Consider the following 21,921-nt stretch of genomic DNA (forward strand, 5'->3'; position numbering starts at 1 on the left):
TAATACTTAGAAAAAGTAAAATTTTTAATAAAATTAACACTTGTTCGATTAACAAGCAACTATAAGTTTGTCATTATTACTATTTATAAAATAAAAAATGGAACACACTTTAAAAGTAATTTATAGTAATAAAAAAGAGATCCTAGGTTTTAATAAGAACTAATAAACATAAAAACAATGTAGGTTAAACAAAAATGAGTTTAAAACATACCCAAAAATTTATTAGAACCTGTAAAAAATAAAAAAACAAGGTAAAAATAGATCTATAAAGAAAAAAAATACCGTTTATTTAAAATTTTTAAATAATATAAAAAAAAATATAAAAAATATAAAAAAATAATAATGATATAAAAATAATAGCAATATAAAAATAACAACAATAAAATAAATGATTCAATAAATAATATTTTTATTTTATAGTTCAACAAAATAAAATACTGATTATTTTTTTGTTTCCTCTTCCTCGCATATCTTTGAAAAAGAAGATGTTAGCAGCTGACATAATTCTACCTACAAACTGAATCCTAAGTAATGATTAGTTATTGCTTTGGATTTCGCCCCCCCGCTTTAGCCCCGAATAATCTCGCCCAAAATAATCTGGTAACAGCAACCATTACACTGCTATTGGCTTTCGGATTTGTCCGGAATGCATATCAGTAACACTTAACCACTAACAACATCATGAAAAATTTTACTCTCGCATCGGGCCGTTGGTCCGGTGGTATGAAACCATTTATTGGGTTGGTCGTCCTACTCGGATGCCTCGCCATTAATTCGCTACAGGCGCAGGAAATTACTGTGACTGGAAAGGTAGTTGACGAAAATCAAGAATCGATTCCCGGAGCCAGTGTTCTCGTAAAAGGTACCACAAAAGGTGCCGCAACGGACATTAACGGTGAATTTAGCCTGCAGTTGGCCGAATCAGAAGAGGTATTGGAAATTTCCTTTATCGGATACAACAAAAAAGAAGTGAACGTAGGAAACCAAAGTACGATTTCGGTTTCTTTGGCACCAGAGGAAACATCCCTATCAGAAGTAGTCGTAACGGCACTCGGCGTAAAGCGAGACGAACGGGCTTTGGGATACACGGTGCAGCAAGTAGATACCAGGGGACTGGACGAGGCTAAAGAGACAAATATAGTCAACTCTCTAACCGGAAAAATTGCAGGCGTTCAAATCTCGAATTCCTCTGGTAATATCGGAGGTTCCTCCCGTATCACGATACGTGGAATCAATTCGATTTCCGGTAATAATCAACCGCTTTTTGTCGTAGATGGAACACCGATCGACAATTCAAACTACAATTCATCCGATCAGGTTTCAGGTAATGGAGGAAGAGACTATGGAAATGCGGCACAGGACATTAATCCCGATGATGTAGCGTCTATTTCGGTGTTGAAGGGACCGAGTGCCTCAGCTCTATATGGGTCCAGAGCTTCCAATGGTGTTATTCTGATCACAACCAAAAGTGGCGAAAATACCCGTGGATTGGGTGTTAGCATTAACTCGTCCACCATGTTTAGCAATGTGTTTTTATTGCCGGACATGCAAAATGAATACGGCGGCGGATTTGCGCTTACATTTGATGAAGCGGTCGATCCATTGGATGGTATGACGTATAAAGTAGTAAATACGAATGCCAACAATAGCTGGGGTCCTAGATTTGATGGTACGTTGGTAAGACACTGGGACAGCATGTATCCGGGAGAGCCCAATTATGGTGAGGTGCGCCCCTGGGTAGCCACTCCCAATAACATCAAAGATTTTTTTGAAACCGGGGTAACGCTTTCCAACAACGTTTCCATCAGCGGCGGAGACGATAAGAGTTCGTTCAGGCTCTCTTACACCAATCTGGACCAGACCGGTACCATGCCCAACAGTTCGCTTAACAGAAATACCATTGCTGTGAGTGCGACCACGAAACTTTCCGATAAATTTTCTGCTGGCGCCAAAATCAACTATATCCGAACTGAGGCTGTCGGAAGACCTGCCACAGGAGATTGGTCACCTGAAAGACCGGTGAATGTATTGACTTATTGGTACGCCTGGACGCAGCGTCAAATAGATCCGGCCAGAATGAGAAACTACAAATCGGACAGGTACTACCACATGACCTGGAATACGCAGGGTCTGGGGCGTCATTTGGAGCAGAGTTACAATAACAATCCTTACTTCACTCTCTATGAAAGCTACAACAACGATTTGAAGGACAGGGTATTTGGAAACATAAATATTTCCTATCAGATACTTCCTGAACTATCCCTTACACTATATGCCAGAACCGATTTCTACACCGATATCAGAGAGGATCGGGCCTCAATCGGGGGGTATCTCCAAAATGCGTACGAGAAAGACTTGTATAACTTTAGGGAAGATAACCTGGAATTGCTTGGGCAATACAATTCAGACCTGGGGGACGACTTTAGTCTAGGCGTTACCTTCGGTGGTAATATTCGGAAAAATACCTTTAAAAATAACTATACCCGAACGCAGGGAGGTTTGAGCGTTCCAAATTTCTACAATTTGGTGGCTTCTCTCCAACGGCCTGAAATAAAGGATTTTACATCTGAGCGGGAAGTTCAAAGTGTCTATGCTAGCGGTAATATCGGCTATAGGGATTACCTCTTTTTCGAAGCTTCGCTGCGAAATGATTGGTCTTCCACCCTGCCGGTCGATAATAACTCATATTTGTACCCGGCGGTTTCCAGTAGTTTCGTTTTCTCCAATCTGATGACCGGGGCAGATTTCTTTTCATTTGGTAAAATGAGGGTCGGCTGGGCTCAGGTCGGCAATGATACGGATCCATACCGTTTGATCAACACCTATGCAAACGGTGACCCCTACGGCAATACCTCCGTATTTACGGTGGATGACGTGTTGAAAAACAGTAATCTGAAACCGGAGATAGTTTCGAATATTGAGGCCGGCCTCGATTTGCGATTTTTAGAAAACAGAATTGGATTGGACTTTACCGTGTATAAAGTGAACACCTTCAATCAAATTCTGGCCCTTCCTGTTTCCTCGACAACCGGATTCCAATCCCTGATTGTAAATGCAGGGGAAATGGAAAATAAAGGAATAGAAGTAATGTTAAAAGGTACCCCGGTTGACCGAAGTGGTTTTTCCTGGGATGTGAACCTCAACCTCGCCCGAAATCGGAATATGGTTCTGGAGCTTGCGGAAGGGCAGGATAATTTCGAATTAGGCGGCAGGGACGGTACAAACTCGGTCAATGCTACAGTAGGGCAACCCTATGGAACAATCATCACTCCAAACGTGATCTACCATGAAGAAACCGGAAAGCCGATCGTTGGAAGCAATGGATTCTACCTGAGAAACCCCGGAGAGGTCGTGGGGAACATCATGCCGGACCTTACGGGTGGTTTTTCCAACACCTTTACCTACCGCGGAATTAGCCTTAGCGCGCTCATCGACTTCCAGTCTGGAGGTAGTTTTTGGTCAGAAACAGTTCAGAATGGCATCGCAAATGGACAATTTATCGAGTCTGTGGGAGATAACGATAGGGGAGTTCCTATGCGGAATCCCGTTTCGGAAGGAGGAGGAATCCGGGCAGATGCCGTTTTTGAAAATGGAGAACCAAATACCGTTTATCTGGAAGCTCAGAACTTTTTAAAGCAACAATACAGCCTTGACGGTTTGAATGTGTACGACGCTTCTTACGTGAAACTTCGGGAAATCCGATTGGGGTACAGCATACCTGCGGGAATGCTGAGCAATATGTTTGTAAGAGCGGTCCGGCTTTCTGTTTTTTCAAGAAATGTGGCATTGCTGCACAGCAATGTTCCGCATATTGATCCCTCAGAAATAGCTTATGGTTCCAGCAATGTGCAAGGACTGGAGGGTGCATCGCTCCCTGCTCCGAGAGTGATTGGCTTCAATATCAACATCAAGCTATAAAAAACATGTGCTATGCAGTATCTGGGGAATGGTTTAACAATCTCCGTGTACAACTATGGTTTAACATCTAAGAATTATCGAAATGAAAAATATACTAAATAGAAATTTGATCGTGCTGGTGGCGGGCTTTTTACTTTATCTGTCGGCTTGCACAGAAGGCTTTGAAGAATTGAATACCGACCCCAATCAGCCCGTAGCAGTACCGACTTCAAGTCTGCTGACGGGTGCTCAAAGGGAGTTAGTGGCAGACATATTTGGGAATCATGACCAGCTCGATGGAGTGGGTTTACCGGCCATGGTTTACGTGCAGCAAATGGCTAGTTTAAGAGGCGGTACCACTGACACCTACGCTACGGTAGAGGAAGACTTCTCTACCTTTTACACTAGGGGTTTGAGGGATTTACAAGAGATCATCGCACTCAATTCCAATGTGGAAACGATGACCAATGCAGCCCTCTCCGGTCCGAATAACAACCAGATAGCCGTGGCCAGAATCCTTAAAGCCTGGGCTTTCCAGAACATTACGGATGTGTGGGGAGACATTCCCTACACAGAAACCTTGCAGGGAAATGATTTTCCCTTGCCGATTTATGATACGCAAGAATTTATTTACATGGATTTGCTGAAGGAACTCACCGAGGCTGCGGAGATGATCACTACCTCCGATGGAGATATATCGGGAGATATTATTTATGACGGGGACATGGATAAGTGGTTTAAATTTGCGAATAGCCTCAAAATGCGTGTAGCCCTGCGTTTGTCAAAGGTGGCACCGGGAGTTGCTGCAAATTCTCTTTCAGAGGCGGTTGCGGCAGGCCCGATGACATCAACGGAAGACAACGCTTTTTACCAATTTTTGGAATCCCAGCCGAATAACAATCCCTGGTTTTTTAGATTCGAATTGAGCGTTCCCAACTATGGTGTAGGTAGCACTATGGTAGACATGCTTAAATCTCTAAATGACCCACGTCTGGAAAAATATGCTGACGTTGCGTTTAACCAGGATTTAGGAGGGGGATACATAGGTCAGCCTGTGGGGCTGGATGTAGCTTCCGGGAGTGCGATCAGCGACTTTGCTGTCTCTTGGCCTGATGCTCAGAATATTTTACAGCCCAATTCAATCTTCACCATTATGTCTTATGCCGAGGTAGGCTTTATTTTGGCAGAAGCGGCTGAGAGGGGCTGGATATCAGGCAATGCTTCTGATTATTACAATACAGCCATCACTGCTTCCATGGATCAATGGGGGATTACTGATCCCGCAGCCATTGCCAGCTATCTGGCTCAGGATAATGTAGCCTATGACACTTCCGACCCGATAAAATCGATTGGAAACCAAAAGTGGATTGCGTTCTACATGCAGGGGGTGCAGTCCTGGTGTGAATGGCGCAGGCTTCAGGTACCAGAGCTCGAAATTGCCAAAGACGCTGTTATCGATGGAATACCTAGAAGAAGGGGTTATCCGCCAAGTGAAATCAATTTGAACAAATCCAACTATGAGGCCGCTGTGGCCAGACAAGGAACAGACGATCTCCTGACCAGGGTGTGGTGGGATAATTAATAGATCGTTTGAACCAAAACAAATAGTTGATATGACTTTAAAAAAGAAAAATAGCAGGAGAGATTTCATAAGTTCATCTTTTATGTTGTTTGGTAGCGGGGGACTTGGGTTGGAGCCTCCCGTAAATACCTCAACATATAATCTGAAATCAGCTCCCTTTTATAAAACCAATCACTTTACAGACGACCTTAAGTTTGCCTCTGTAGTGCAGATGGCTCAAATGGTTCGGGAAAAAGAAATTTCTTCTGTCGAACTGGTTAATATCCTGTTCAATCGAATCGAAGAAGTAAATCCCCAGATCAATGCAGTCGTTTTGACCTGCAAAGAGAGAGCACTTGAGGAAGCTAAAAAAGCAGATGAGCTACTCACAAGGGGAAAGGTAATGGGACCATTACATGGGGTGCCGATGACCATAAAAGATTCCCTGGAGACAGCCGGAGTGTTAAGCACAGGAGGCACACTTGGTAGAAAGGATTACATTCCTGCAGAAGACGCTACAATAGTCGCCCGACTCCGTGCCAGTGGAGCCATCCTTATGGGTAAAACCAATACGCCCGAATTTACCTTGTCAGGAACGACGGCCAACTTGATTTACGGTATGACAAGTAATCCGTACAAAGAGGGGTACAGTCCCGGGGGAAGCAGCGGAGGGGCAGGAGCCATCGTGGCGGCGGGAGGTTCACCTTTCGACATTGGGTCGGATTTTGGCGGTAGTATCAGGGGGCCTGCCCATTTCAATGGAATTGCCGGTATCAAACCTACAACCGGTTTGGTCCCCCGTACCGGGCATATCGTAGACTATGGGGGGCTATTCGATGCCTATCAGGTGCTTGGCCCGCTGGCCAGGTATGTCGAAGATTTGAAGCTTATTCTTCCCATCATTATTGGACCGGATCAGATTGATGCAGCCATACACCCTGTACCTTGGATAGATCCGGATTCCATTGAAATAAAAAATTTAGAATACGCTTGGTTTATCGACCATGGAAGCACCAAGGATTGTGCTGACGAAACCGTGGATGCCATTGCGAAAGCCGTTGCGTCATTAAAATCAGCGGGGATACAACTCAAGGAAGATGCCCCCATTGAAGAAATCAAAGAAGCAGAGGAGGTCCGTTATGAGCTTTTCAGCGCTGATGGACGGGCGTGGGTAAGTAGGCTGACTGAAAAATACGGTACTACGCAAACGCATCCGCTCCTTAGACTATCAGACCCCTCCACGGCCATTTCATCAGGAGAATTTACTGAATTGGTAGAAAAGCTGGACGCTTGCCGGAGTAGGTTGTTACAGTGGATGCAAAATTATGACATTGTCCTTTGCCCGGTACATTTCGATGGTGCAGCCCCCAATCCCGATGTGTTCGAAAAATCCTCCGGGACTGCTGATGAATATGGATATATGGGCATTTTTAACCTCACGGGTTGGCCCGCAGCAGTGGTAAGAGCTGGTACCAGCAAAGACGGTCTGCCCATAGGTGTTCAGATAGTGGGGCAGCCTTTCCAGGATCACAAAGTGCTGGCAGTTGCTGAATATTTAGAAAAGCAATTGGGAGGTTGGCAAGCTCCGCCAATGTGATTTTTCATCCATAGCCATTTATTTCTAAAAAAAAGATTATAAATGAAAAACCTGAAGAATAAGGTATCAAAAAATACGATTAAGGGGAGTTCCAGAAGGTCTTTTATGACCAAACTGTCCGCCGGAGCAGTAGCCACTGCCTGCTTGCCGACTATTGCCATAGGTGCTGACAAGCGGTTGTTTATCAGAGAATTTGGTAAAACCGCCGAACCCACTGAATTGCATTATAAATCCGTAACGGCAATAGCAGAAATGATTCGCAAAAAGGAAGTTTCTGCTTCAGAAGTGGTACAGACGTATATCGACCGAATTGAAGATGTCAACTACCAGCTGAATGCGGTAGTTATGGAATGCTTCGATCGGGCTATTGAAGAAGCCAAAAATGCGGATAAGTCCATTGCAAAGGGAAGCGCGCGGGGGAAGCTTCATGGGGTACCCCTGACCATTAAAGACTCGTTTATGACAGAAGGTGTGGTAAGTACCGGAGGGACTATTGGCAAAATGAATTTTGTACCGGAGGAGGATGCGACAGTAGTTGCCCGGCTGCGAAAGGCTGGTGGGCTCATGTTAGGCAAGACCAATACGCCGGAGTTTACCCTCATAGGGGGAGTCTTGGGAGTTAACTCGACCAATAACATCATTTATGGAATCAGCAAAAATCCCTATGATCTTGATAAAACGACGTCCGGTAGTAGTGGAGGAGCAGGAGCCATTGTAGCCGCAGGTGGGTCTGCTTTCGACGTGGGAACTGATTGGGGAGGTAGCGTACGGGGTCCATCCTCTACCAACGGTATTGCAGGTTTAAAGCCAACTTCAGTAAGGTTGCCGCGTACTGGTCATATCGTCGATTACGGTGGGCTTTTTGATTCCTGGCAGCAACCCGGACCGATGGCGAGATTTGTAAAAGACCTGGACTTGCTTACCCCTATCATGGCCGGTCCTGATTTTAAGGATGCTGCAGTGGTCCCGATGCCCTGGCCGGATTACAGGAAAGTAGATATCGGCAAGTTAAAAGTGGCATTTTTTCCCGAAAACGGAATAGCCGCCACAGACTCAGCTACCATTGAAACAGTAAGAAAGGCTGCAAAGTGGATGGATGAGGTAGCTCAGGAAGTGACCGAGGATTGTCCAAGAGACCTTTTGGTGGAGTTGGGAACGATAAGGCGTGAATTGATTATTGGAGACGGTTGGCAATGGCTCAAACGAGCAACTGAGCGTGCAGGCTCCAATACGTATGGAGCGTCTCTGAGAGAACGACTTGAGAATCAGGGGTCTGTGATTTCCACTGCGGAATACACCAAACTTTTGGAAATGCAAGATGCCAACAGAAGCAAAATGCTCCAATGGTTTTCCCAATACGATGTGATTATTTGCCCAACCACCAGTTCACCAGCAGGTGACATCAACGGTAGCTATAATGAGGAATCCAGCTACATGGACAATCCTGGGGAGAGTTACACCAAGCCGTTCAATACCTGTGGCTGGCCAGGTGCGGTAGTCAGGTGCGGACAGAGCAGCGGTGGTTTGCCCATTGGTGTGCAGGTAGTTGCACAACCCTGGCGAGAGGACGTAGCCCTTGCAGTAGCCAGTTACCTCGAATCAAAATCCGGAGGTTGGAAAGAACCATCCATTTAGGGCATTCTAATTGGCCAATTAATTTGCCCTTTAAGAATAGAAAACACACCTACATATTAACGGAGAAGTAACAGGCGGGACAGTTGAATTTCCAATCCCACCTTTACCAGTCTTCAATAACCAAAACCAGATGAAAAAACAAACCACCAACAATCGACGGAAATTTATCACTACACTTGGAATCGGATCACTCGGTTCGGTGCTACCGGTCTATGGTCAGCTGCTTCCGGAGGGCGTCGTCCCTCCCGGTAGACATTTCCCTTCTACTGATGAGACAGAGGAACTTTTATACATGTCCGCTACTAAAGTGGCAGAGATGATTCGAAACAAAGAAATAACCAGCCAGGAGCTGGTGGAGATGTGCCTGGATAGAATTGATGCGGTAAACCCTAAAATCAATGCCGTTGTTCAGATAGCGAGGGAACGGGCTTTGGTAGAAGCCAAAGCGGCGGATGAAGCAGTAAGGTCTGGCAAATCACTGGGCCTGCTTCACGGCGTGCCCATGACGATCAAAGATTCTTTTGAAACAGCTGGTATTATTTCGACGGCGGGCACCATGGGCCGCAAAAATTACATGCCCGGTACCGACGCCACCGTAGTCAAAAGACTAAGGGATGAGGGAGCCATTTTGCTCGGAAAAACCAACACACCGGAATTTACCATGTCCTCTCTTACTTTTAATCTGATATATGGTCAGACCCTTAATCCTTACGACCTTACCCGGCACCCTTCCGGAAGCAGCGGAGGAGCGGCAGCTATTTTAGCAGCTGGCGGTTCTTTTTTTGACATTGGGACTGATTCTGGCGGCAGTGTACGTGCTCCTGCACACGTTTGTGGCCTGGCAAGTATCAAACCTACAAGTGGCAGGATACCTCAAACCGGCCATTTGCCAGGATATGGAGATCGATACGGGTCCTATCAGCAACCAGGGCCAATGGCCAGAAGAGTTGAAGACTTGTATTTGTTGTTATCTATACTTTCGGGTCCGGATCATTTGGATGCGAGTATCAGTCCGGTTCCGCTCAACGATCCTGCTGATGTGGATCTTTCAAAACTGAGAATAGCATACTACACTACCAATGATGTGGCCGACCCAATTCCTGAAATTAAGCAGATGGTAGTTGATTGTGCCAACGAACTTAAGCCATCGGTAAGTAACGTAGCCGAAGCGCGCCCTCCTGTACTTAACGAATTATCTGAAAAACGTAGCGAACTGAACAGTGCAGATGGTAAAGCCCACCTCAAGCGATTGATTAAGGCGTGCGGAACCAAAGTAATTTCACCCAATCTCAATATTTCAGGTGATGTTGTCTCTGCAGATCAGTATACCAGATTGGTCGAAGAGATAGATGCTTTGAAAAGTAAAATGCTTCAGTTTATGGATGATTACGATATCATGCTGTGTCCGGTTACTTCTACGGCGGCAATGAAGGTGGATGCCGAGAGATTTCCGGGACATTGGTATACCTCCGAGTACAATGCTACGGGATGGCCTGCAGCAGTCGTTCGCGCGGGAACATCCAACGAAGGGCTGCCTCTTGGAATCCAAATCGTGGGCAAGCCCTGGACGGAAGACAAAGTCCTGGCAGTAGCAGCGCATTTGGAGGAGAAATTCGGAGGGTATTCAAAACCTGAAAATATATAAAGCTGCTGATTTTCCTGCTTTGGAAATTAACGGTATCCGGTAGCCAAAACAGATATCATGGTGGATAATGATTGTAGCCAGCAAGTTGGAAAGGAATGCTTGAGGTTTATACCTATTCTATTCGCTAATTTTTCTACAACCAGACGCAATTTTTCCAGACCAGAATAAGATCAAATAAAGAGTTAAAACCATCAGAGAAATGAAAAAGAATATACCAACACAAGCCGAAACTAGTCAGTCAAGAAGAAAATTTTTGTCATTAGTTGGCGCAGGAGGTGCTGCGGCACTGACGCTAAGCACCACGAATTTATCGGGCGCCAGTTTTAAATCCAATCCCCAATACCTGGTATCAAAAGACAAGACAGATGACTTAATATTCATGTCCGTGGTTAAGCTGTCGGAGATGATAAGAGCCAAAAAAGTTTCATCAGTCGAACTGACTCAAGCCTATATCGATCGGATTGAAGACGTCAATTACCATCTAAACGCTGTAGTAATGCAGTGTTTTGACAGGGCGATGGATGAAGCAAAAGCTGCAGATGCAGCGTTAAAGAAAAAGCAAATTATGGGACCCTTGCACGGAGTGCCCATGACACTCAAAGATTCTTTTGAAGCTGAGGGAGTTATTAGTACAGGGGGTACCCTTGGCAGGATTGATTACGTTGGCAAGAAAGATGCTACGGTGCTCGCCAGAATGAGAAACAACGGAGCCATTCTCATGGGTAAAACGAATACGCCGGAATTTACCTTAGCTGGTGGTGGCATGAGAGGCGTAAGAACCACTGGTAATATCATTTATGGCCTTAGCAAAAATCCGTATGATCTGACAAGAGGAACTTCCGGAAGTAGCGGAGGCGCCGGATCAATAATCGCAGCAGGTGGCGCTGGATTCGATATCGGTACCGACTGGGGAGGTAGTGTACGATTGCCATCGAGTACTAATGGCATAGCAGGCATTAAGCCTACTTCGGTCAGATGTCCGCGAACCGGGCACATAGTGGACTATGGTGGGGTATTTGATTCCTGGCAACAACCGGGGCCTATGGCCAGACGAGTAGAAGACTTAATGTTGCTTACCCCACTTATGAGTGGTCCAGACGGGCGAGACGCAGCAGTAGTACCCATGCCCTGGCCTGATCCAGCCCTAATAGATATCAAAAAGCTCAAAGTAGCCTACTATCCTTCCAATTTAATAGCAGATACTGCCGAAGTGACCCAAAACACCATTCGACAAGCCGCCAGGTGGATGGAAGAAGCAGGTGCTGAAATAACCGAAGACATGCCTTTGGATATTTTTACCGAGCTCGGTGAGATCAGAAGAGAGTTGGTCTCGGGAGATGCCTGGGCATTTTTGAAAAGAGCCGGGGACTTACATGGAAGCAATACCCTTAGCGAATCCATTCAAAATAGACTTGACAATGGCATTCCCATCTCAGCAGATCGCTATTCTGAGCTTTTGACGCTCCAAGATAAGAACAGAACCAGAATGCTTCAGTGGTTTCAAAAATACGATGTCATCCTTTGCCCCACCACAGCTACTCCTGCTGAAGAAATCGATCAGGGTATCGGAAGTGAGTGGACAACCAGAAAACCAGGTGCCAGTTATTGCGGGCCTTACAATACAACGGGCTGGCCAGTCACCGTAGTGAGGGGAGATACCGACGGGGCATTGCCTGTTGGCGTGCAGTGCGTGGCACACCCCTGGAGAGAAGATGTTTCATTGGCAGTGGCACAATACCTGGAAAGCAGATCAGGAGGTTGGAGAAAGCCTATGATTTGATACCAATCCGGTTCCCCCATTCCTCCTTTACGACCAAAACGAAATGGAATCTCCGAGGGATTCTTCAAAAATTCAGGTAGACAATATTGTACCAACAACAGGAAAAAATGGTCCTGATCGTATTTCGGATCCTTCTCCGGCAATTGCGTTTGGTGTGAAAAAACCTGGTATTTGAAACCGGAAGTACTGCATCTCTATAGTGCAAGAGAAATGGTGCCGAAAGGTTGCTTATGAATGATCTCTTTCGTATTCCAAGCGAGGTATTGCATGATTTGGTTCAATTTCAACAAAAGCGAATGGTATCCGGCGAAGCCTTGAGGCGGGTTTGTAAACAACTACTCAAACATTAGAATAAGGTAGATTGTCAGTTTCATTTATCCGAATAATCATTTAACGAAAAGTAAGAACAACATGGAAAATAATAAATCAAGAAGAGGATTTTTAGAAAAGTCGCTCATGGGGAGTGCCCTTGCGCTCACCGGATTACCAGGCATGGTACTCGGCAATGACCCTGTCAATACACCTGTCAATATTGTAACGGACACCTTTAAGAAGATAAAGCCGGATAAGGTGCTTCGCTCTTTTCCGGAAAACATGGTTTGGGGATATTTTGGTGCTGATGTTCCGTCCAAAATCTCGGTAAAAGAAGGAGAAATAGTAGAGATTCATTCGATCAGTACCTCTGGAGTTTCAAGGGACGACCCGGAATCCTTTTTTAGTAAAAATAACCTGCCTTTAGACGATCACGCTAAAGAGCTTATCGACATCATTAATAATGTCCCCCCCGAGCCTTCAGGAATTAGAGGACATATGCTTACAGGCCCGGTGTTTATAGAGGGCGCAATGCCCGGTGATAGTATAGAAATCCGTATCCATGATGTCCGATTAAGAAGCGATTATGGCGTAAATCACGTAAGGCCGGGCAGCAGGGATGATGTTCCGCTGGAAATTAAAAACCAGGAAAGCTATGTGTATAAATACAATAAAAAAAGAACCAGCGCGGAATTGCTTCCCGGGGTAGATATACCATTGAAGCCGTTCATGGGGGTAATGGCACTTTCACCACCACCTGAAACGGGACGGGTAAGTTCCATTCCACCTGATTTTTTTGGGGGTAACCTGGATTTAAAGCATCTGATCAAAGGCACTTCCCTTACCTTGCCGGTGTCTGTAGAAGGCGGCCTGTTCACAACGGGAGACGCTCATGGCGCACAAGGCAACGGGGAGGTGAGTGGCACAGCAATAGAAACGTCAATGATACTCGTAGCCGAGTTCATCATTCACAAAAAGACCATCCAGATGCCTGTGGCCGAAACGCCGGATCATTTTATTGTTTTTGGTCTCAACCCTGATTTGGATGAAGCAATGAAGCAAGCACTACAGCAATCGGTAGTCTTCATTCACGAAAAGCTCGGCTTCACCTATGAGGAAGCCATGTCTATATCCAGCACAGCTGTTGATTTTGAAGTCACACAAGTTGTTGATCGCACCGAGGGAGTGCATGGTATGATTCCGAAATCCATCTTCACAAACAAAAAATTTGATTATTGGTACTCCTCTTAAACCCCACTTTCTATATGAAGACCACCAACCAATTTCCAATTAATGTTAAATTAGTTTTAGTCCTTCTTTTTGTATTTTCCTATAGGGACGGCAATGCTCAGGAAAAGCCCCGGGTCGCCATTTTTTCCGGCCCTACGGCAACGATTCAAAATAGTCATCCGTTGATCACCAGCAACAAAGCGAGAGCGGAAAACGAACTGCCGTTATTGACCAACGACGAGGGGGAAGCGATGCCCTTTGATCGGTTATACTATCAAAAGATAGCTGCCCCTGTGACAGTGTATGTCGAGATGTTCACCGCTCACCCCCTGGAAAGTGACGTCAAAGAATTGTATGGGTCGCCTGACGGCTACGTTGACGAAAACGGGAAATTCCGGAAAACCAGGAGATCTCCTTCCGACAAACCGGTGTTAATAGTTGAATTAAAGCCTGAAGACGGCCTATACCCCTTGCCGTACATGGCGGTTCAGGCCAACGGCGAACCCTGGGATGCCACGGCTGCCTACCCCGGAGCGCCGTTTTCTGAGTCCAGACAGACATTCTACCCCAATGCCTCCAGGATTTTCGAGGAGATCGAACGGAATGGCGGGAATATCTATGGGGAAGCTGACTATGACTTCTACAGACCTGCGCCGGCAGGAGGGTATACCAAAGGTTTGCCGGCTGAGGAGCGAACAGATACCGGTGAAGGGGATATTCCGCCTGAAACGTTGGGCAAGGACTTTTTCACTTATGGCCCATACGGCGCCTCCCAAAACCGCATGCAGTTGGCTAAAGCTACGAACATGGTACAGGAGGTGATGGCCTCTGGTGAATACGATGGCTCTATCTGGCTTGAAGGAAGCCCAAGTATCGAAAACACTTCCTATTGGATGGGTTTACTTATCGATTCGGAAGCCCCTCTTGTATTCAATGCTGCGCAGCGAATGCGTGGACTTGTGAGTGCCGATGGTGATCAAAACATTATCGACGGTATAAATTACATTACTTCCGGAGTCTGGGCAGATGAAAAAGGGGTGTCCCGGGTTGGTTCAGTGATGATCCAGGATCAAATAATATTTTCTTCGCGTGAAGTGCAAAAGGGAGATGCAAGGCCGGGAGGATATGTGACCACAGGAGGTTATGGGGGTATTATTGGCTCCATGGGCTATGGTCCCAAATTGACTTTTTTGCCCTTAAGGAAACATACCCACCTTTCGGAAGTGAACTTCACTAAAATTCCGAAAACTGTTCCCGGAATAGCCGTTTCGGATGCAGGATCGATTTCGAATGCGGAGGTTGTAGTAAAAGATGCCGATGGTAACCTGGTTCCAGAGTCCATGCCGATGGTTACAATCTTCAAAAGTGCGCGATGGAAAACGGAAGACGATGGCAGCGATGATCCTTCCAGTGAAATAGATATTCTGGCCAGAATCAATGACAATCTAAAAAAGTATCCCCTGGCTGGCTTTGTGGGAGAGGGAATGGCACCCTATGGTTCCATGATATCTCCAATGGATGCAGCACTTGAACTGGCAGCCCTTCATGGATACCCGGTTCTCAAGGCAGCAAGAGGGAATGCCGATGGATTTATGAATACCAATCCCGATAATTTATTCATCGAAGGCCATAATACCACTTCCACCAAAGGCAGGGTGTTGCTAATGGCCTGCATACTCCGGTTTGGAACCTATCCTCCGGCAAAGGATCCATCAAATCCTACCGAAAGCGAAATAGCGGCAATCAAGGAAAAGATCAAATTGTATCAGGAAGTTTTTCACACTCATTAATCCCATAAGCATGCTCATTACAAGAAAAATTATGCAATATTCTTTGATTGGCCTGGTGTTAATCTGGGTTGGGTGCGCCTCACCTCAGGAAAGCTCATCTGATTTTCCGCTCGTCGAGGCAACAATAGCTGACATCCATGCAGCCATGGAAAGCGGCGATGTCTCTGCTCAATATTTGGTTGAAGGATACCTGAAGCGAATTGAAGCCTATGATAAACAGGGGCCGTCGATCAATTCAATAATCATAACCAATCCAGAGGCAATAAGTACTGCCAAATACCTGGATAGTGTTTACGCCGTAAGCGGCATGGTGGGGCCCCTGCACGGCATTCCAATAATAATCAAAGACAACTTTGACTATTTTGGGCTGCCGACCAGTAACGGTACCCTTGCCTTAAAAGAGTCGTATCCGCCTAATGACGCTTTTCAGGTCAAAAAACTGCGGGAAGCTGGTGCCATCGTAATTGCCAAATCTAATTTGGCTGAATTTGCTTCCAGCGGCTCTTTTTCGGTGAGTTCGGTATTGCCCGGATACAGTCGCAACCCCTACGATACCCGAAGAACAACCGCCGGATCCAGTGGAGGTACGGGGGCGGCTATCGCAGCTAGCCTGGCGGTTGTGGGTATGGGTACCGATACAGGAAGTTCCATTAGAGGGCCGTCTTCGCATCAGGCATTGGTTGGTATTCGGTCCACCATGGGGTTAACCAGCAGAGATGGTATCGTGCCGTTGGCGCTTACCAATGATATAGGCGGCCCCATGGCAAGGACAGTAGAAGACGCCGTGAGGGTTTTCGATGTCATAGCCGGATACGATGAAGCAGATAGTGTTACTAAGGCGAGTATTGAAAATAAAGAAGCGTCCTACCTGCCATTCCTTCAAGCGGATGCCCTTGAAGGTAAGAGGATAGGAGTTCTTCACCAACTTTTTCCTGAAACGGAATCCGATAGCAGTGTTTACTCGCTGATGATTGATGCGCTGGAGGATTTTAAGAAGGGTGGTGCTATTTTGCTCGATAGTGTGAAAATCAATGATTTGGATTCCCTAAATGAATCTGGTACCCGAATCCGTCAACTAAAAAGAGACTACAACGCATACCTTGCCAGCCTGGGGGATAGTTCTGATTATAAATCCTTACAGGATATTATTGACTCGGACGAATACCATCCCTATTTGGAAAAAAGGCTAATCGATGCGCAGAGCGAAGTAGATGTTCCGGAAGACCATCCGGATTGGGGGAAAAACATGGCACTTAGGCAGGTATTACGGGATCGTATTTTGGAGGTAATGGATAGCTTAAACCTGGATGCACTAATTTATCCGTCATTTACCTACCCTCCCAGATTGATTGGTGATCTCAATGGACCAAGAGGTGATACCAGTGGTAAACTTTCGCCGCCTACTGGTTTTCCTGCCATAGCGGTACCTATGGGGTATTCATATGGTAAATACCCAGCGGGATTTCAGCTACTTGGGAGACCGTTTAGTGAAGGCCTGTTATTTAGCATATCATATGGCTACGAACAGTTAACCAAGCATCGTAGGGCACCAGATGGGTTTGGAGAGGTTTTTTGACTATGACAGATACCTGCCATAATCTATGTATACCGTAAGAATAAGAAACCAGCAAGGAGATCGATCCGGGCTGGATTTTTTCTTAGTTGCTTACACTTACTTCTGAAAATCATCTTATAGAGGCCAGCAAGACCTTATAATAATTTCCTGTTGGAAGTACGGATTGAATGAGACACCACGTAGTTGTACAAATAGGAAAAAGAGTAGAGTTGGCTCGCCATTCAATTATAAGCACTACAATTCAAAAAGTATTAGCTCCTCCTGCCTATTTTATTTCGGTCCTAGCAAGAGGCTTGGGATAGGTCGAATCAAAAGTAAAAAAGGAGCTCAATGGCTCCTTTTTAGTAATTGATTTAATTCCAACGTTTTCTATTCGTTGGGATTCTGAGGGTTTGGGGCCCGTACCTCCAATACCAGGGTGCCGAATCGGGGAAGGTTTGCATAAAACTGGGCATACCTGCCGGTAAACCGGCCATCCAGAGACGGGTTGTAGTTAAAATTCTGACCATACGGGGAAAAGACCAGCCCTTCTGTGGTGGTTATTTCATAGGTCATTCGCAACTCGTCCCTTGTCAACCCAGCTTCTGCTATGGAAGCTGGCGTTTCTCCGAAATAGGCATACGCCTCTGCTCGTGTCATGGAGATGGAGGAAGGAAAATCGGTAAAGCTGCCCAGGGAAACCTGATTGGAACCCCTGTTAAGAAACAATTGAATGGTGGATGCGCTATGAACGCCAAAACCTTCGTAGTTCAGATCGAAGGATACTTCACTTCTGATCCTTTGGGCTATCCTATAATGAACCGCCTCATTTAGAGAAGCTACTTGTAAGTAATTCTGTTTTTTCGGTATAAGGGATAGCGGATAGTTTTGCTATTTTTTCCAATTTCACCAGTTCGAAAGCCTGCAGGTTTTCATCCGCAATGGGTTCAGCAGGTGGGATGTCTTCCCGAAGCCAATCCACTTGTTTACCGTGTTTCCAGAACCGGAAACAAAGATGGGGGCCGGTGGCAAGTCCCGTGCTGCCTACGTATCCGATGACCTGGCCTTGCTTCACACGGGCGCCTTTTCGGATCCCTTTTCCAATCTTAGTCATGTGGAGGTATTGCGTAGAATAGGTGCCATTGTGCTTTATCTTGACATAGTTTCCATTGCCGCGGCTATACCCGGCTTCCAGGACAGTGCCGTCTCCCACGGTACGGATTTCAGTACCTCTAGGTGCGGCATAATCGGTCCCCAGATGGGCTTTGTAACGTTTTTGAACCGGATGGAAACGGCTAAGACTGTACCGGGAGCTGATCCGCGTGAATCGAAGTGGATCCCTGAGAAAAGCTTTTTTGAGGCTATTCCCTTCCTGATCAAAATATGAAACGATTCCATTTTGCTCAAAGGGAATGGCATGATATCCCTGTCCCATGTGCTCAAAATAGGCTGCCTCTATGTCCTCAATGCCTACCGTCTGGCTTTCTACCAATTGTTCTTTAAAAACCACTTTAAATTTATCGCCTTTTTGCAGGCGTTGGAAATCCACTACCCAGCCATACAAATCAGCGAACTGGTCAATGAGATCAGGAGTAAGCCCCAGTTGGGTCATGTTAACATAAAGAGATGAATTGATAGTGCCTCCAATTTCCCGATTGACAATTTCCATCGGTTTACTCTCCAGGTATATTTCTGGCCGATCCAGTTTGAATACCACAAATTCTGTGGGATTGGGTTCGTAAATGAAAAATTGCGCCTGGAGCGAATCCTTTGGAGTTAGCACCGTGTATTTTTTATTAAAGGCGATTTTTTTGACGTCAAAAATTTCCGCTGATTTTTTGGCTATTTCGTCTATTATCTGATAAGGAACATTAAAAGGAGCTAAAATGGTAGATAGAGTCTGGTTGCGTTTAACAATCCCTTCAATAATGTCAAGTTCATCCACATTAATACCATATAGAAGATTTTCCTCTATCGGTACTATTTCCTCCACCATCACTTTTTCTTCTGTTTCTATGTCCGAAGCAGGAACTTCTTTTTTCTGACTTACCCAATAGCCCATCCCTATAATCAATAGGATTCCGCCGTATGTCCAAAATTTTTTCATAAAATCAAGTTTAAATAATAAAGTTTACACAAAATAAGTCAATTTCCTTGATAAATTTCAATCCAATTGCCTATTTCTTTTTAAATATACGTTTTTTCACTTATTTCCAAGGTACCAATTGTTTCATCAAACGGGCTAAATCTCCCTTCTATTGCTTTATCTTTGACCTAAAATAGCAATCTCTCCATCGAATGTTTATCTTTGGCGATTAATTGCAAATAAACGGAATTATTTATGCTTAGAACACATACTTGTGGGGAGTTGAGGTTGGAGGATTTGAATAAAAAAGTAACCCTTGCTGGCTGGGTACAGCGGGTGAGAAATAAAGGGGGTCTTATTTGGGTGGATTTGAGGGACAGGTATGGAATAACCCAATTGATATTTGAAGAAGGGGAAGCGGATGCAGCTTTGCTGAAGCGTGCAGGTTCTCTGGGAAGGGAATTTGTCGTACAGGCACATGGAAAAGTCATTGAGCGTACTGCAAAAAACAATAAAATCCCAACAGGAGAGATCGAGATAAAAGTAAGTGACTTGCAGGTATTGAATAAGGCAAAGGTACCTCCTTTTATCATTGAAGATGATACGGATGGAGGCGAAGACCTGAGGATGAAGTACCGGTATCTGGACTTGAGAAGAAATAGTATCCGGGAAAAACTGCACCTGAGGCACCGAATGATGCAGGAAACCCGAAAATACATGGACCTGGCCAATTTCATGGAAGTGGAAACGCCGGTGCTGATAAAATCCACTCCGGAAGGAGCCAGGGATTTTGTGGTCCCAAGCCGGATTCACGCAGGGGAATTTTATGCGCTGCCACAGTCGCCGCAGACCTTTAAACAACTTTTAATGGTCAGCGGTTTTGACCGTTATTTTCAGATTGTAAAGTGTTTCAGAGATGAAGACCTCCGTGCGGACCGGCAACCGGAATTTACCCAAATAGACTGTGAAATGTCTTTTGTCGAACAGGAGGATATTCTGGAACTGTTTGAGGGGATGATTCGGCATCTTTTTCGTGCAGTCAAAGGGCTGGAACTTGAGGAGGTGCAGCGCATGACCTATGATGATGCCATGAGGCTGTATGGGAACGACAAGCCGGATTTGAGATTTGGAATGACTTTCGTCGAATTAAACGAACAGGCCCAAGATAAAGGGTTTAATGTATTCGATTCAGCTGAACTGGTAGTAGGCATATGTGCCAAAGGAGCGGCCGATTATACCCGAAAACAACTGGACGAACTCACCAATTGGGTTAAAAGGCCTCAAATAGGGGCTAAAGGCCTGGTCTACGTAAAATGCAATGCAGACGGTACTTTTAAATCTTCTGTGGATAAGTTTTATAGCCAGGAAGACCTGAAAAGCTGGGCTGAAAAGGCAGGAGCTGCGGCCGGAGATCTTTTATTGGTTTTGTCGGGAGAGCTTGATGCTACGCGAAAGCAGCTATCAGAACTACGCCTTAAAATGGGTGATGATTTGGGATTAAGGGATAAATCAGTTTACAAAGCCTTATGGGTGTTGGATTTTCCTTTATTGGAATGGGATGAAGAAACGGCCCGATTCCACGCCATGCACCACCCTTTTACTTCTCCCAAAACGGAAGACATCCCCTTGTTAGAAACGGATCCGGGCAAAGTCCGCGCCAACGCCTATGATTTAGTGATTAATGGCGTAGAAATAGGGGGTGGTTCTATTCGTATTCACGACAGGGAAACCCAACAGCTCATGTTTAGCCATTTAGGGTTTACAGAAGAAGAAGCCCAGTCACAGTTTGGCTTTTTGATGGAAGCATTTGAATACGGTGCGCCACCTCATGGGGGAATCGCCTTTGGTTTTGACAGGCTTTGCGCCATTTTTGGAGGTAGTGATTCGATCAGAGACTACATTGCATTCCCTAAAAATAATGCGGGAAGAGATGTGATGATCAATTCTCCCAGCAGTATATCTGGTGACCAGTTAACAGAACTTTCATTGGCTATCCAGCGGAAAAAAGACTAGGCAATATCGAAACCTTACCTCGGATTTCATAAACGTGGGTATATCAGGTGGCTTCTGATACCCATGATGATTAAAAGCTGCGCTAATATATAGGTACCCATGATTATGACTTCGCCATCTGGAATGGGGTGAAAAAACCTGTCCAGTGCCAGAAAGCCATCAGAAATAAAAAATAGAAAAGCACCCAGAAACAATTGCCAAAAGCTGGCAGCATTGGTTCTTCCAAACCGTTCCCGGGCCATAGTTAACATCATGACCAAGACTAGCAAATACAAGACTAGGGGTATTTCTAACTCATTCAACTGCTTATGGATCAAAAAATAAACAAAGGCTGCCAAAATGTAAACCGGTAGATTGTACAGGAACATTTTGATAAAATTCACTTTAAGTGGGTTAAAGATATGGTTCTGGGTAAGCTTGAAAGCAATGATATAGCATATATGGGTCATGAAGAAAGCACCGAGACCGTAGAGAAACAGGTTCGGAAAGAGGAGTAACACATCGCCAGCCAATGAAAAAAATAACGCGGCAGAAACACTTTTTCGTAACAAACTCCCTTTAATGAGTGCGGTGGATTGAAGGAAATAACCTAGCAATGAAGCAATGATAAGGGGTTTACTATAAATACGGTACTGGCTTTCAAAGTTGACAATCAACGCCATGTCCGTCAAGGCTACAAATAAAAAAAGATAGAGCCAGACAATTCCTTTTTTATACATGCTTTTTATTTTAGTTAGCTTAATTTGAAGAGTTCAAGATAAAGACTTTCATTGGGAAATTTCAATCCATACTATCAATTCCGAGCCTGCGAAAAATAACA

General features: G+C 45.2%; 13 protein-coding genes. 10 read left to right on the forward strand and 3 right to left on the reverse strand.

Translation table 11 applies throughout. The annotated features are described in order from the left end of the window. Positions 1-681 precede the first annotated feature (681 nt). The 9 genes from GKS34_RS13865 (at position 682) to GKS34_RS13905 (ending at position 17,023) form a co-directional block, all read left to right on the forward strand. Positions 682-3,918 carry a SusC/RagA family TonB-linked outer membrane protein gene (locus tag GKS34_RS13865; protein WP_163385438.1) on the forward strand — a complete coding sequence of 1,079 codons (3,237 nt, stop codon included), beginning with the start codon at positions 682-684 and terminating at the stop codon, positions 3,916-3,918. Positions 3,919-4,000: 82 nt separating this feature from the next. Beyond that, complete coding sequence (locus tag GKS34_RS13870) at positions 4,001-5,479, forward strand: SusD/RagB family nutrient-binding outer membrane lipoprotein (protein WP_163385439.1); 1,479 nt, start codon at positions 4,001-4,003, stop codon at positions 5,477-5,479. Positions 5,480-5,510: 31 nt separating this feature from the next. Next, positions 5,511-7,055 carry an amidase gene (locus GKS34_RS13875; RefSeq protein WP_163385440.1) on the forward strand — a complete coding sequence of 515 codons (1,545 nt, stop codon included), beginning with the start codon at positions 5,511-5,513 and terminating at the stop codon, positions 7,053-7,055. 42 nt (positions 7,056-7,097) lie between these two features. Then, complete coding sequence (locus GKS34_RS13880; protein ID WP_163385441.1) at positions 7,098-8,690, forward strand: amidase; 1,593 nt, start codon at positions 7,098-7,100, stop codon at positions 8,688-8,690. A gap of 130 nt (positions 8,691-8,820) precedes the next feature. After that, positions 8,821-10,335 (forward strand): amidase, encoded by a 1,515-nt coding sequence (locus GKS34_RS13885; protein WP_163385442.1) that lies wholly within the window; start codon positions 8,821-8,823, stop codon positions 10,333-10,335. Positions 10,336-10,534: 199 nt separating this feature from the next. Then, positions 10,535-12,115, forward strand: a complete 1,581-nt coding sequence (locus tag GKS34_RS13890) for an amidase (protein ID WP_163385443.1) — start codon at positions 10,535-10,537, stop codon at positions 12,113-12,115. A 411-nt stretch (positions 12,116-12,526) separates the two neighbouring features. Then, positions 12,527-13,678 (forward strand): acetamidase/formamidase family protein, encoded by a 1,152-nt coding sequence (locus tag GKS34_RS13895; RefSeq protein ID WP_163385444.1) that lies wholly within the window; start codon positions 12,527-12,529, stop codon positions 13,676-13,678. Between the two features lie 14 nt (positions 13,679-13,692). Continuing rightward, positions 13,693-15,447 carry an asparaginase domain-containing protein gene (locus GKS34_RS13900; RefSeq protein ID WP_205602075.1) on the forward strand — a complete coding sequence of 585 codons (1,755 nt, stop codon included), beginning with the start codon at positions 13,693-13,695 and terminating at the stop codon, positions 15,445-15,447. A gap of 10 nt (positions 15,448-15,457) precedes the next feature. After that, entirely contained in the window at positions 15,458-17,023 is a 1,566-nt protein-coding gene (locus GKS34_RS13905) for an amidase family protein (RefSeq protein ID WP_240459303.1), read from the forward strand. A gap of 369 nt (positions 17,024-17,392) precedes the next feature. On the opposite strand, the gene GKS34_RS13910 is transcribed toward GKS34_RS13905, so the two are convergent. Both GKS34_RS13910 and GKS34_RS13915 read right to left on the reverse strand, forming a co-directional pair. After that, positions 17,393-17,731 (reverse strand): hypothetical protein, encoded by a 339-nt coding sequence (locus tag GKS34_RS13910; RefSeq protein ID WP_163385445.1) that lies wholly within the window; start codon positions 17,729-17,731, stop codon positions 17,393-17,395. A gap of 97 nt (positions 17,732-17,828) precedes the next feature. Further along, the gene (locus tag GKS34_RS13915; RefSeq protein ID WP_163385446.1) at positions 17,829-19,109 is read right to left on the reverse strand and encodes a M23 family metallopeptidase; all 1,281 of its coding nucleotides are present in this window, start codon (positions 19,107-19,109) and stop codon (positions 17,829-17,831) included. Positions 19,110-19,343: 234 nt separating this feature from the next. Here GKS34_RS13915 and aspS point away from each other — a divergent pair, with 234 nt between their 5' ends. Further along, positions 19,344-21,101, forward strand: coding sequence for an aspartate--tRNA ligase (gene aspS, locus GKS34_RS13920; protein ID WP_163385447.1), 1,758 nt, complete (start codon positions 19,344-19,346; stop codon positions 21,099-21,101). Between the two features lie 26 nt (positions 21,102-21,127). Here the strand turns inward: aspS and GKS34_RS13925 are convergent, their stop codons facing one another. Next, a complete protein-coding gene (locus GKS34_RS13925; RefSeq protein ID WP_163385448.1) occupies positions 21,128-21,820 on the reverse strand; it encodes a lysoplasmalogenase in 693 nt (230 codons plus the stop codon). Positions 21,821-21,921 lie beyond the last annotated feature (101 nt).

Origin of the sequence: Cyclobacterium jeungdonense, assembly GCF_010994275.1 — a bacterium.
Classification (GTDB): domain Bacteria; phylum Bacteroidota; class Bacteroidia; order Cytophagales; family Cyclobacteriaceae; genus Cyclobacterium; species Cyclobacterium jeungdonense.

Excerpts from the sequence above, each read along its gene's own strand:
- GKS34_RS13905 (WP_240459303.1), top strand. The coding sequence starts at position 15,458 with ATGCTCATTACAAGAAAAATTATGCAATATTCTTTGATTGGCCTGGTG.
- GKS34_RS13880 (WP_163385441.1), top strand. The coding sequence starts at position 7,098 with ATGAAAAACCTGAAGAATAAGGTATCAAAAAATACGATTAAGGGGAGT.
- GKS34_RS13915 (WP_163385446.1), bottom strand. The coding sequence starts at position 19,109 with ATGAAAAAATTTTGGACATACGGCGGAATCCTATTGATTATAGGGATG.
- GKS34_RS13890 (WP_163385443.1), top strand. The coding sequence starts at position 10,535 with ATGAAAAAGAATATACCAACACAAGCCGAAACTAGTCAGTCAAGAAGA.
- GKS34_RS13900 (WP_205602075.1), top strand. The coding sequence starts at position 13,693 with ATGAAGACCACCAACCAATTTCCAATTAATGTTAAATTAGTTTTAGTC.
- GKS34_RS13875 (WP_163385440.1), top strand. The coding sequence starts at position 5,511 with ATGACTTTAAAAAAGAAAAATAGCAGGAGAGATTTCATAAGTTCATCT.
- aspS (WP_163385447.1), top strand. The coding sequence starts at position 19,344 with ATGCTTAGAACACATACTTGTGGGGAGTTGAGGTTGGAGGATTTGAAT.
- GKS34_RS13895 (WP_163385444.1), top strand. The coding sequence starts at position 12,527 with ATGGAAAATAATAAATCAAGAAGAGGATTTTTAGAAAAGTCGCTCATG.
- GKS34_RS13870 (WP_163385439.1), top strand. The coding sequence starts at position 4,001 with ATGAAAAATATACTAAATAGAAATTTGATCGTGCTGGTGGCGGGCTTT.
- GKS34_RS13925 (WP_163385448.1), bottom strand. The coding sequence starts at position 21,820 with ATGTATAAAAAAGGAATTGTCTGGCTCTATCTTTTTTTATTTGTAGCC.
- GKS34_RS13865 (WP_163385438.1), top strand. The coding sequence starts at position 682 with ATGAAAAATTTTACTCTCGCATCGGGCCGTTGGTCCGGTGGTATGAAA.
- GKS34_RS13885 (WP_163385442.1), top strand. The coding sequence starts at position 8,821 with ATGAAAAAACAAACCACCAACAATCGACGGAAATTTATCACTACACTT.